The following is a 12,809-nucleotide window of genomic DNA, read 5'->3' on the forward strand; positions in this document are numbered from 1 at the left end:
GAGTACTCCTCGTTACATGAAGACTGGTCGTTGTTCTAAAAGAAGAGGGCGATCGGTATCGTAATGACCGCTCTGGATGGAATGCAGATGCCTGTTGTCGAGATGCATTTTGTTGCGGGCGAGAGCAGTTGATCGAGGTTGTTGTGGTGTTCAACTCATGTTTCGTTGGCTCGAAGTTCAGCAAGGCTGTACGTCTCGGGAGGACGATGTTGTTTTGAATGCTGTGCTCTTAGACGGTTTTTAATAATAGGGAATCAGATGAAACTTAAATCTTTTGCATCCATGGCGGCCTCCGGGTTGCTGCTTGCGGCACTGACTCCGGCATTGAGCTACGCAGAGACCGGTGTCAACTCCGGTAACGTGAAGTTCGAAGGCCTGATCTCCAGCGTTAGTTGTAAGGTTCAGGTCGATGCCAACGAATCCGGAGTCAACACCGGCACCGTCAGGTTCGGCAACGTTCTGCCTTCGGTTTTCGCCGGCGGCGTCGGCACGGCTTCCGAGTTCAAGGAATTCAACATCAACCTTAGTGGCGGCGGCTGCACCGACGGCTCCAAAGCCGCCGTTAGCTTCCACAAAGACGGCTTCATCGATAACGCCACCGGTAACCTGCGCCTGATCGATAGCGGCTCCGGTTCGGCGTCGGGCGTGCAGATCCAGATTCACAACAACGGCGCCACGCCGGGGAAAATTGACCTGTCGGAAAACAACAATCAGCAGGTTGCCGAAGTTGTGGGCAATAAGGCCGTGTTGAAGTTCAAGGCCTCCTATGTGGCGGTCAGCGACACGATCGTTGAAGGTCGTGCCGACTCCAATATCAACTTCGATGTGACGTACAACTGACGTTTGTCAGTTATATAAGGAGTTGCTCATGGCGCCGAAAGCGCATGTGTTTAAAACGTTCGTTATCGGCGCCCTCTTTCTGAGTTTGTTCTCTTCGGCAGTCAATGCGGAAATAGTCATTCATGGCACCCGTGTGGTTTATCCGGCGAATGCCCGTGATGTGACACTGAGAATGAATAATCCAGGCAATATGCCGATATTGGTTCAGGCCTGGATTGATGATGGTGATGCCAGTAAGGCGCCTGAAGAAATGAAAGTGCCCTTTCAACTGACTCCGGCACTCAGCCGTCTGGAGCCCAGTGCCGCGGCGGTGCTGCGTATTGGTTATTCGAAAGAACCGTTGCCCGCTGATCGTGAGTCACTGTACTGGTTGAACATTCTGGAAGTTCCGCCACAACAAAAACAGGACGAAAACCGATTGGCCTTTACTTTCAGGCACCGGATTAAGTTGTTCTTTCGTCCTGCTGACTTGAAGGGCAATGTCAACTCGGCGGTGGAAAAACTCAGTTGGAAGTTTGAGCCCGCGGGAGTGGCCAAAGACCAGGCCGCAGGTCCGGTCATCCAGGTGTCCAATCCAACGCCTTATTACCTGTCTTTCAGCAAGGTCGAGGTGCAAGTGCAAGGACGCACCGTCGACCTGGGGGCCGGGATGGTCGGGCCTTTTGGTCGGGAGTCCTTCGCCTGGCCGGCAAGCGCTGAAAGAGCGCCACGCAATGCCGCTGTGCGCTTTGAAGTGGTCAATGACTTCGGTGGCCGGGTGCCGCTTGAAAAGAACCTTCTCTAGTTGTCCTGTTAATTCAACTCCGCTCTTGGTCCTGGTTGTTGGACGCTGAGTACATTGGTATCGATTATGTTCAGTGTGCAGCCCTTCTGGCTGGGTTTTCCTGTGCTCGCGCGAGTCTGTTCTGGCGATGGTTCGACCCTGTTTTTACGAGCACTATCAGTGTTTGCCGGGCTGCTGGGGCTGGCGGCTCCTGTGGCTGCCGAGCCGACCACCGCTGATCAAGCCGCGGTATCGGAGTTGTCCAGCGACGCGCCTCAGAACAGCCCGGTGTTCTTCGATACCCAGATGTTGTTCAAGGGGCCGGGAACCCTCATCGACACCCAGCGCTTCGAGCGCCCGGGATATGTGGCGCCGGGCAAGTACCTGCTGGATGTACGGGTCAGTGGCGCCTGGCGCGGGCTGATCGAGATCGAACTGCGCGAAAGCGCTGACCCTCAGGGCAGTCAGCCCTGCTACGACCGCGAGTTGCTCAAGCAACTGGGCATCGATCTGCACAAAGTCGATGCCGCGCTGGCGCCTGCCAGTCATCCGCTGCAGGGCGATGGCCTGTTCTGCGGGGACCTTGCCAGTTACATCCCCCATGTGACCACCAAGGTCAACATGGCCGAGCAGCAGTTGGAGCTCTCCGTGCCACAGTTGTTCGTGCTGCCTGAAGTCGCATCCAGTTATGTCGATCCGGCCAGTTGGGACTCAGGCATCAACGCTGCCCGGCTCAACTACAGCACCAACCTGTTCAGCTCCCAGAGCCGTGGCCAGCGCAGTACCAACGGTTATGCCGGGCTGAACATGGGCTTGAACCTGGGAAACCTGCGCCTGCGCCACAGCGGCACCTTGTCCTGGTCGCCTGACAGCGGCAGCGACTATCAGCGGGGCTATATCTATGGCCAGACCGACCTGACCGACTGGCGTTCGCAACTGCTGGTGGGGGAGAGCGTGACCGATTCCGAGCTGTTTGATTCGGTGTCGTTTCGCGGGCTCAAGTTGTTCAGCGATGAACGCATGCTGCCCACTACCCAGCGTTATTTCGCCCCGGTGGTGCGCGGTACGGCCAATACCAGCGCCAAGGTCACGGTGCAGCAGCGTGGTTACCTGGTGTATGAAACCACCGTCGCCCCTGGCCCCTTCGAGATTGCCGACCTGCAGGCCGCAAGCTTTGGCGGTGACTTGGAGGTTACGGTCACCGAGGCCGATGGCCGGACCCAGCGTTTTACCGTGCCCTTTGCCACCATGGCCCGTCACCTGCGTCCCGGCGTCACCCGCTACAGCCTGACTGGCGGTCAGGTGATCAGGGCCGGGGGGCGTGGCCTGCACCAGTATGTGGCCCAGGGCACCCTGCAGCGCGGCCTGGACAACCAGATCACCGGTTATGCCGGTGCCTCGCTCACCGGCAGCTATATGGCCGGTCTGATCGGCGCGGCGCTGAACACCGAGTTCGGCGGCTTCGGCCTCGACCTGACCCAGTCCCGCACCCAGGTGCCGCGCAACGGCAGCCTGCAGGGCTCCAGCTTGCGTCTTTCCTACAGCAAGAACCTGCATGACAGCGGCACCCAATTCTCGTTGCTGGCTTATCGCTATTCCACTCGGGGCTACCTGAGCCTGAGGGACGCCATCGACCTGGAGGACTTCGTCAACCGAGGGGCGCGATTCGAAGACTTCGCCCGGGTCCGCGATCGCTTGGATGTGACGATCAACCAGCGGGTGGACGGCATCGGCGGTGACTTTTACCTCAACGGCTCCTCCCTCAACTACTGGAACAGTCGCGGTCAGGCCCGCAACTACTCCATGGGCTACAACCACCAGTGGCGCCGCCTCAGCTATGCCTTCAGCGTCCAGCGCACCCAGGGGGCGAGTCAGTTCTCGGGTCGTCGCACTCGCAGCGAGAACACTTTGTGGAGCCTCAGCTTGTCGTTGCCCCTGGGGGGCGTCGCGGGGCGTTCCACCATGGCCGATGCCTTCATCAGTCACGACCAGAATTCCGGTGCCCACTACTCCACTGGCATTTCCGGCTCGCTGGGCGAGCGTGAGGCTGCCTCCTATGGCGTGTCGGTGTCTCATGATGCACTGCCGCGGGAAACCTCGACCAATGCCAATCTGAGCTACATGCTGCCGCAGGTGTCCCTGAGTTCGAGCCTGTCCCAGGGGCGTGACTACCGGGCCCAGTCTTTGGGCGCCTCCGGCGGCCTGCTCCTGCATTCCGGGGGCCTGACCCTGTCCCAGACCCTGAGTGAAACCGCAGCCCTGGTCCATGCCCCCCATGCCAGGGGCGCCAGTGTCGGTTATGCCGATGTGCAGGTGGACGGGCACGGCTATGCGGTGCTGCCGAGTCTTTCGCCCTATCAGCTCAATACCGTGGACCTGGACCCCAGCGGCATGGCCGACGATGTCGAGCTGCAGGTCAGTTCACGCAATGTCGCGCCCAAGGCGGGGGTCGTGGTCAGGCTGTCCTACCCGACCCGCAGGGCGCGGGCGTTTCTGATCGACAGCCGGCAGGCCGATGGCGCGCCGCTGCCCTTTGCCGCCAGTGCCCTGGACGCCGACAGTGGCGAGGAGCTGGGGGCGGTGGGGCAGGGCAGTCGCCTGGTGCTGCGCAGCGAGAAGGACCGGGGGCGCATCCGTGTGCAGTGGGGCGAAGGACCCGGCGAGCAGTGCCTGATCGACTATGTGTTGCCGGTGGCTGCGGCGCAACCGGGCAACGATTCGCTCCTGCTTGAGCTGCCGTGTCGTGGCGTGTCGCAGCGCAGCGTCATCACCGCGGAGCCTGCATCTTGAGTGGGCGCCTTGCTCGTGTGGTGCGTTGCGTGTGCCTGCTGGGGACGGCGCTGCTGTTGTTCAGTCAGGGCGCCCGGGCCGACCTGTCGATTGTCGGTACGCGCTTCATCTATCCCCAGGGGCTGGCGGCCTTGAGCATCCGGGTTGGCAATCTCGGGACGGCGCCGCTGCTGCTGCAGACCTGGCTGGACAAGGGCGATGCCTCGGTCGATCCGAGCCGGCTGGCGGTGCCATTTGTGCTTTCGCCCCCGCTTTCGCGGCTTGATCCGCAGCAGAGCGCTGTCTTGTCGCTGCGTCATAGCGGCGAGCCGCTGCCTGCCGATCGCGAGTCGCTGTTCTGGCTCAACTTTCTGGAAGTGCCTGCCTTGCGGCCTCTGAGCAGCAATCAACTGAGCCTGAGCTATCGCCTGCGCATGAAGCTGCTGTATCGCCCTAAGGGCCTGCCGGGTCGCGCCGACGAGGCGGCGCGACAGCTGGGCTGGAGCCTGCAAGCGACCGCTCAGGCGGGAGGTGCTGCGACGCTCAGCGTGAGCAATCCGACGCCGTACTACGTATCCCTGGCTCGGCTGGATGTGGGCGATCAGTACCCCCCCATGACTGTGCAGGGCATCACCGTCGAGCCGTTCGGCTCGGCGCGCTTGCCTTTGCCCGCCGCGCCGGTCTTGAGCGGCGGCGCGGCAGAAATTCGATACCAAGTGGTTTTAGACAGCGGGGAGACGCTGAGTGGAAGTGTGCAAGTACACCTGTAGTGGTGCGGCAGCCGGGCTGCCGGCCGGTGGATGCAAAGAGCGAGATGCGGAGCGGTTGCGAGTTCCGTCGGCGCTGCGACCGGTGATGTTGCTGGCGCTGTTGCTGCCCGTGCTGGCGCAGGCCCAGATGCGGGTTCAGGTGCCCAGCGCCGGACAGGCCATACGGGATATCGAAGCCACCCAGCCAGCGCTGCCGCCGCCCTCCGATGAGGTGCAGCTGGATGTGCCCAAGGCCGAGCGTTCGACGCCAGCCCCGGACACTTCGGGGCTGCGCTTGCAGGTCAAGGCCTTCGTCATCGAGGGCAATCAGGTGTTGGGCGATCAGGACCTGCAGCCGCTGCTGGACGATTTGCGCGGTCAAGAACTGGACCTGGGCGGTTTGCGTGACGCAGCGCAGCGCATCACCGCCCATTACCAGCAACAGGGCTATCTGCTGGCACGGGCCTTCTTGCCGGCCCAGGAAGTCGATGGCGGTGTGGTGCGCATCGAGGTCATGGAAGGTCGCTATGGCCGGGTCGAGCTGAGCAACCAGTCCCGTGCCCGGGACGGCGTGCTCCGTGGGCCGCTGGCCGCCCTGGACAGTGGCGCGGCGGTCAACAGCGCGGACCTTGAACGCAGCCTGCTGCTGCTCAACGATCTGCCCGGGGTCCAGGTCAAGGGCACGTTACGTGCAGGGCAGGTCCCCGGCACTAGCGACCTGCTGGTGGAGGCACAGCCCGGTCCCTGGGTCAGTGGCAGCCTGGAAGCCGACAACTTCGGCGGCTACCACACCGGCGAGTTCCGTCTGGGGAGCAGCTTCAACCTCAACAACCCTCTGGGCCTGGGGGATCAGCTCAACCTGCGCCTGCTGGGTAGCGATCGTGACCAGCGCTACTGGCGCGGCGCCTATCAACTGCCCGTGGGGCCCTGGTCGACCCGGGTCGGTGCGGCCTATTCGCACATGAGCTACGAGCTCAACAGAAAACGCGTGAAGAAGCTGGAGATGAACGGCCAGGCCAGTGTCCAGAGTGTCTTCCTCGCCCAGCCGATCCTGCGGGGGCGGACTTTTGATCTGAGTGCGCAACTGCAGTACGAGAACAAGCAACTGCGCGACGACATCGACCTGTTTGAACTGAGCAAGCGCAAGCACATCGAGTTGTGGACCTTGAGCCTGGGCGGCAACCGTCAGGACCGTTTTCTCGGCGGTGGCTACAACCAGTTCAGCCTGTCCTACGGCTCGGGCCGCCTGACCTTCGATGATGCCTTTGAGCAGCGCCTTGATCGCTATACCGCCGCCACCGGCGGCGGCTTCGCCAAGACCAACCTGCAGGTTGCGCGCTTGCAGCGCCTGGGCGGCCGCTTCCAGCTCTATGCCCAAGTCAATGCCCAGTGGACCTCGGCCAACCTCGACAGCTCGGAAAAGATGGGGCTTGGCGGCCCCTATGGCGTGCGCGCCTATCCCCTGAGCGCCGGTATCGGCGACCAGGGCTGGCAGGCCGGTCTTGAGCTGAGCTACGCCCTGGCCCCCGGCTGGCAGCTCAGCTTGTTTGCCGACAAGGGCTACGTGCAGGTCAACCGCCTGCCCTGGACGAACGAAATCAATACCCAGCGCCTGCAATCGGCGGGGTTGGGGGCTCGCTGGAGCGGCGACCAGCGGCAACTCAACCTGACCAGTGCCTGGCCGCTGGATAACCAGCAGGCCGGGGACGGTCCCGAGCGCACCCCACGGATTTGGGTGAGCGCGACACAGTTTTTCTGAAGGCCTGCGTGTGCTTTGGAAGTGGTGCCGTTCTGCAACGAACTGCAGAACGTTTGAATATCAAGAAGGAGTTACTGTGAACAAGATTTATGCAGTGGTATGGAACCAGGCCCAAGGCTGCTGGAACGTGACTTGCGAGGGCGCGCGGCGCCGGCGTCGCAGTGGTGGGCGCAAGGGATTGCTGGTGATGGCAGCCGGCTTGCTTTCCCTGGGAGGGCTGACGCCGGCGATGGCGTTGCCTGAAGGGGGCACGCTGCTCTCCGGCAGTGCCAGTTATGACGTCAATGGCAACAACCTGGTGATCCATCAAAAGAGCGACAAGCTGATCACCAATTGGACCGATTTCAATATCGGCGCTGATCAGTCCGTCACCTTCAACCAGCCCGGGCGCGACTCCGTCGCCTTGAACCGGGTGACTGGTTTCAAGGGCAGTAACATCCAGGGCGCGCTGAATGCCAACGGCCAGGTGTTTCTGATCAACCCCAATGGTGTCCTGATCAGCCAGGGCGCACAGGTCAACGTCGGCGGCCTGGTGGCGTCGACCCGCGGCATCAGTGATCAGGACTTTAAGGATGGTCGCTACCAGTTCAGCGGCAACTCGACGGTCGAAGTCATTAACGACGGCAAGATCACTACCGCTGAGGGGGGGTATGTGGCGTTGCTGGGCGCGCGGGTTCGCAACAATGGCGAGATCGTTGCTGAAAAGGGCAGCGTGGCCCTGGGGGCCGGCAATGACTTCACCCTGAGCATGGGGGATGACAACCTGATCAACTTGCAGGTCTCGGGCGCTGCTGTCGATGCGTTGGTGCAGAACACTGCGTTGCTCAAGGCCGACGGTGGCCAAGTGTTGATGATGGCCAAGAGCGCCAACGCCGTCGCCCAGGCGGTGGTCAACAACCAGGGCGTGGTCGAAGCCAATACCCTGTCCAGCAAGGGAGGGCGGATCGTTCTGGATGGTGGCGACCGTGGCGTGGTCAACGTCGGTGGCCAATTGACGGCCAAGGCCTTGGGCATGGATGGCGATGGCGGTACGATCGAAACCGTCGGTGCGAACACCCGGGTCGAACTCAATGCTCAGGTCGATACCCGCTCCAAAAATGGCCGGACCGGTACTTGGGTCGTCGAATCCGATGAGATCAAGATCGGCTCCACGGGCGTGCCTGGCAGCCCCACCGTGGTTGACACCACGCTTTCCCAGAGCCTGAACAACACCAGCGTGCATCTGCGCAGCCGCAACGGCGATGTTGCCGTGGACGCGCCGGTCGAGTGGAAAAGCGGCAATCAACTGACTTTGTCCGCTGCGAAGGACGTCAAGGTCAACAAGGGCATCAAGGCCACGGGGAACCACTCGCGTCTGGAGTTGAATGCCGGAAACTCGATCCGCCTCCCTAGCCAGGTGAGCCTCACGGGCGCCAACAGTAGCCTGGAGCTGAATTACGGCGATCAACTGGCGTTGGGCGACAAGGGCAAGGTCACCCTGTCCGGCCGTGACGCCGAGTTCACCGCCAATGGCAAACAGCATCAGGTGATCCAGAACAGCCAGCAGTTGCAGGCCATCGGTAACCAGCTTGATGGCGCCTACGTTCTGGGCAATCAGATCAATGGCTCCGAGACCATCAACTCGATCGGGGGCGACAAGCTGTTCACCGGTTCGCTGAACGGCCTGGGCAATACCATCAGCGGCTTCACCGTGAACAGCTCAGGAATGTATGCCGGTTTGTTCGGCCAGTCTTCTGGCAGCATCAGTCACTTGAAGCTGGCGTCGATCACCGTCAACGGCCAAAACAGCCAGAACGGCTTCAGTGAGATCGGTGGCTTGGTGGGACGCAACAGCGGCAGCATCTCCCATGTCAGCGCCAGCAATATGCAGGTCAATGCCGATAGCGAACAGCGCAACAAGGTGGGTGGCCTGGTGGGCGTCAACCTGGGTGGTTCCATCAGCGACGTTTCGGTATCGGGCACGATGTTTGGTGGCTTTTTGACCTCAGCTATCGGCGGGGTCGTCGGTGAGAACAGTTTCGGCAACCTCAAGCCCGGCACCGTGAGCCGCAGTTCGAGCAATGTTGAGATCACCACCCATATGCATAAACAGGCCATGGGCGGCGCCGGTGGTCTGGTGGGTGTCAACAATGGCGGGTCGATCTCCGAATCGTCGAGCAAGGGCTCCATCGGTACTTACAAACCGACCTACAAGGGATTGAACGTTGGGGGGCTGGTGGGCAACAACCAGGGAGGCACCATCACCGACTCCAGTTCGTCGATGACCGTGCACGGCTCTCTGGGCAGTCATATTGGTGGATTGGTCGGACTCAACCAATCAGGCGTCATCACAGGCTCCAATGCCAGTGGCAATGTCTACGGGGTTGCTACTGAGACGGCCGGCGGGCTGGTCGGTTTGAACCAGAACCAGAGCTCGCTGAGCAACGTCAAGGCCACGGGAGAGGTCATCGACCGGGTCGGCTCGCACCTGGGTGGCCTGGTAGGCAAGAACGACGACAGCGCTATTCGCGGTTACATCGAGGCCAAGGGGGCGGTCAAAGGCGGGGTCGGCGGCAACGTCGGCGGTCTGGTTGGCACCAACATCGGTGGCTTTATCTACGATGCCAAAGCGCGAGGTGCCGTCGAAGGCTATGCCAACAGTCGCATCGGTGGCCTGATTGGCTACAACGACGGCAATCTGTTGTCGGTTGAAGCCCATGGCTCGGTGTTCGGTGATACCTACAGCTCCGTAGGAGGGCTGGTGGGATTCAACGCCAACTATAAGAACCACGTCATCGAACGCGGCCTGGCGACTGGCAACGTCCATGGAACCTGGAAAAGCAAGGTCGGCGGGCTGGTCGGCGAGAACCAATCGCTGATTGTCAACTCCGACGCCCGTGGGCGCGTCAAGGGTGGCTGGCGCACAACGATGGGCGGCCTGGTGGGCGTGAACGAGGGGGATATCCGCGGTTCGAAAGCCACGGGCCCGATCGATAGCTGCTGGGCTTACTTCCAGACTTACGGTAGCCAGATCGGTATTAACCATGGCACCTATTCTTCAGCCCGCGTTCCTAGCAGCTTGTCACCGCTGGCCAGCCTGACGAAGTAAGGGCTGCCCGCAAAACCATGGCCCGCTACGCCAGGATCTGTTCCTGGCGTAGCGGGTGCGACTTAACACATTCAATATCGATTGGCGGTCTTCTGGGGCACTGCAGCGTGCGCCCGGGGGGCCGCACATAAAACGGAGGGAATGACCGATGGATGACCAATGGCTCAAACTCCTCACCCAGGGGCGAGTACCCCACGTCTTCATGTTTTCGGTCATCTTCATGATCGTCTGGTCACTGCCTGGCGCAGCCGTTCAGGCCGCGATGGAGGGCAAGGCCGTGAACTGCCTATTCAGCAGCTATGGCAGCTCGGGTCAGCCCTGGCAAGAGATCACCCCATTGACCCGCAGCACCCCGGTTGGCTCTGTCTTGAAACAGCGTCATTTGAATCCGATTATCGAGTACACCACCGAGAGGTCCGATACTTTGGAACGGCATGAGCTGGTGTCCGCCGCGCACTTGCCCGGAGTGAGATTTACAGACGGCATTGTTCCCACCAACATCGATGGCATCAGTCTCAAAGTGACGGCCTATCCCTTGGGGGGAGACAGCAGAATGCTCACCGGCAATTTCTATCCCCAGGTACTGGAAAAGTACGATGTGGAGCATTCGAGCGGATCGCTGAAAAAAATAACCACGGCCTACGTGTTCTCACTGATTCTGACCCGGCCGGCCGATGAGCTGCCCAAGGGCACGTTGGTGGTCAACAGCCTGAGCGGCGCCCAGGTGGCGTTGTATGCGCTGGATCTGAACAAGGGCGTGGCCACGGTCGGGCAAAATTTGCTGGAGTTGCCGTCACAGGAAAATAGACGGCGCTGCCAGAAAAGCCTGCTTCTGAGCGAACGCGACTTGCTTGGGACCGATGAAGTTCGGTTCTCCGCCAAATGCCAGGTGGTCACCCGCAACGTCACGCTGCGTCTGGGTAGTCCTTCGGCGCATGATTTTCCCATGCTGGGGGCCACGTCCCCGCCTTCGGCTATCGCCAAACTCGAGGTCAGCGATTGCTCGGTCAACTCCCAGCCAAAGGTCTCGTTCACGGCTGAGCCCGCCTCGCGTTGCGACCCGTCGGGGATACTGGGGCTCACTCACTCGGCTCAGGGGGGGCGAGCCGTTGCCAAGGGCGTGGGCATCGTCATGTTCAATGAGCAGATCCCGCGCATTCATTGCAACGGCACTCAATATGCGATGGAGCGTCCCGCAGGCAGTGACCACGCCAGCTTCAGCTTTCGCGCCCAGTACATTCGCACCGGTCCCATCACCGAGGGATCGGCCAACAGTAGCGCCCAGTTCAATTTCACCTTCGACTGAGCGGACGGCGCTGGCCACGGGTGTTTACCTGGACGCCGGCCCCCAGGCCTTTCTACACTGACCTCCGTCTGGGGACCGGGGGCAACACCGATGAATCGCAATGAACTGCGCAAGGCCGACATCAACCTGATGGTGGTGTTCGAGGCGTTGATGCTGGAACGCAATGTCACCCGGGTGGCGGAGAAGCTGTTTCTCGGCCAGCCCACCATCAGCTCCGCCCTCAACCGGCTGCGGGCGATGTTCAACGATCCGCTGTTCATTCGCGTTGGCCATCGCATGGAACCCACGGCCCGGGCCGAGCAGATCATCCAGCATCTGTCGCCGGCTCTGGACTCGTTGTCTTCAGCCTTGAGCCTGACCCATCATTTCGATCCCGCCAGCAGTACCATGACCTTTCGCGTCGGCTTGTCCGATGACGTTGAGTTCGGCCTGTTGCCACCTTTGTTGCGGGCGTTGCGTCAGGAAGCGCCGCAGGTAGTGGTCGTGGTGCAGCACGTGGATTACTGGCGGATTCCCGATTTGCTGGCGTCCGGCGATATCACCGTAGGCATCAGCCAGACCCGGGGCTTGCCGGCCAATGCCAAGCGCAAGTTGTTACGGCACATCCAGCCGCGCGTGTTACGCGCCGATGCCAGCGACACGCCGCTGACCCTCGACGAATATTGCGCGCGGCCCCACGTACTGGTGTCCCACACCGCCAATGTCGCCGGTTTCGCCGATGAGTGGCTGGCGGAGATCGGTCGCACCCGCCAGGTGGTGCTGTCGGTGCCGCAATACAGCTCGTTACCAGCGCTGCTGGCGGGCACCGACATGCTCGCCAGCCTGCCGGATTACGCAGCGGCGGCCATGGCCGCCTCGGGGCTGCTGTTTGTCGAACCCTATCCGTTCAAGACCCCAACCCTGGACTTGTCCATGGTCTGGCTCAGCCATGTCGACACCGACCCCGCCGAGCGCTGGCTGCGCTCGCGCCTGGAAGCCTTCATGAGTGAGCGGGCGCCTCTGTAGCCCGCGCTGTATTTCCGGGTGCCTGGGCTGTGGCGCTCGACCCTGGCCCTGCGCGAGTGGCAGCGGGGCAATGCGGCCTGCGGATCATGCAAACGCAAGGTCGGGCTTGTGTAGTATGGAGCGCCTTTTCCCCCTGACAGACCAGGAGTCCTGCCATGCCGCACCTGCATATGGAATACACCGCCAACCTGCCTCAGCTGGACGTCGACAAGGCGCTGCTGCGGCTCAATCACGGGCTGGTGGCCTCCGGGCAGTTTGCCGATGAGTTCGATATCAAGAGCCGGGCGCTAAAAGTGGAGGCGTTCCGGGTCGGCACAGGCCTCGGCGAGCGCGGATTTGTCCACGTCAAGCTGGCCTTGCTCAGTGGCCGTGGGCCTGAGGTCAAGAAGCAACTGTCCGAGAGTCTGCTGGCGGTGTTGCAGGACCTGGCGCCCTGGCCGGCGGATGTCCAAGTGCAACTGTGTGTGGAAATCATCGACATCGATCGCGCCTCCTACAGCAAGGCGGCCATCGGCTGTTGAGGGCGCGTG

General features: G+C 61.6%; 9 protein-coding genes. All 9 read left to right on the forward strand.

The window, feature by feature from the left end:
• Positions 1-258 precede the first annotated feature (258 nt).
• Complete coding sequence (locus tag PLD_RS22510) at positions 259-840, forward strand: fimbrial protein (RefSeq protein WP_159896657.1); 582 nt, start codon at positions 259-261, stop codon at positions 838-840.
• Between the two features lie 28 nt (positions 841-868).
• The gene (locus tag PLD_RS22515; protein ID WP_159896659.1) at positions 869-1,624 is read left to right on the forward strand and encodes a molecular chaperone; all 756 of its coding nucleotides are present in this window, start codon (positions 869-871) and stop codon (positions 1,622-1,624) included.
• Between the two features lie 66 nt (positions 1,625-1,690).
• Positions 1,691-4,393 carry a fimbria/pilus outer membrane usher protein gene (locus tag PLD_RS22520; protein WP_306110131.1) on the forward strand — a complete coding sequence of 901 codons (2,703 nt, stop codon included), beginning with the start codon at positions 1,691-1,693 and terminating at the stop codon, positions 4,391-4,393.
• A complete protein-coding gene (locus PLD_RS22525) occupies positions 4,390-5,142 on the forward strand; it encodes a fimbria/pilus periplasmic chaperone (RefSeq protein WP_256674721.1) in 753 nt (250 codons plus the stop codon). The genes PLD_RS22520 and PLD_RS22525 overlap by 4 nt, the downstream gene beginning before the upstream one ends.
• A gap of 85 nt (positions 5,143-5,227) precedes the next feature.
• Entirely contained in the window at positions 5,228-6,880 is a 1,653-nt protein-coding gene (locus tag PLD_RS22530) for a ShlB/FhaC/HecB family hemolysin secretion/activation protein (protein ID WP_159898192.1), read from the forward strand.
• Between the two features lie 76 nt (positions 6,881-6,956).
• Positions 6,957-9,968: a GLUG motif-containing protein gene (locus PLD_RS22535; RefSeq protein WP_159896661.1), complete on the forward strand. Its 3,012-nt coding sequence runs from the start codon at positions 6,957-6,959 to the stop codon at positions 9,966-9,968.
• A 148-nt stretch (positions 9,969-10,116) separates the two neighbouring features.
• Entirely contained in the window at positions 10,117-11,274 is a 1,158-nt protein-coding gene (locus PLD_RS22540; protein ID WP_159896663.1) for a fimbrial protein, read from the forward strand.
• Positions 11,275-11,364: 90 nt separating this feature from the next.
• Positions 11,365-12,279 carry a LysR substrate-binding domain-containing protein gene (locus PLD_RS22545; protein ID WP_159896665.1) on the forward strand — a complete coding sequence of 305 codons (915 nt, stop codon included), beginning with the start codon at positions 11,365-11,367 and terminating at the stop codon, positions 12,277-12,279.
• A 155-nt stretch (positions 12,280-12,434) separates the two neighbouring features.
• Positions 12,435-12,800: a 5-carboxymethyl-2-hydroxymuconate Delta-isomerase gene (locus PLD_RS22550; RefSeq protein ID WP_159896667.1), complete on the forward strand. Its 366-nt coding sequence runs from the start codon at positions 12,435-12,437 to the stop codon at positions 12,798-12,800.
• Positions 12,801-12,809: the final 9 nt, after the last annotated feature.

Origin of the sequence: Pseudomonas sp. LD120 (assembly GCF_009861525.1) — a bacterium.
GTDB lineage: Bacteria > Pseudomonadota > Gammaproteobacteria > Pseudomonadales > Pseudomonadaceae > Aquipseudomonas.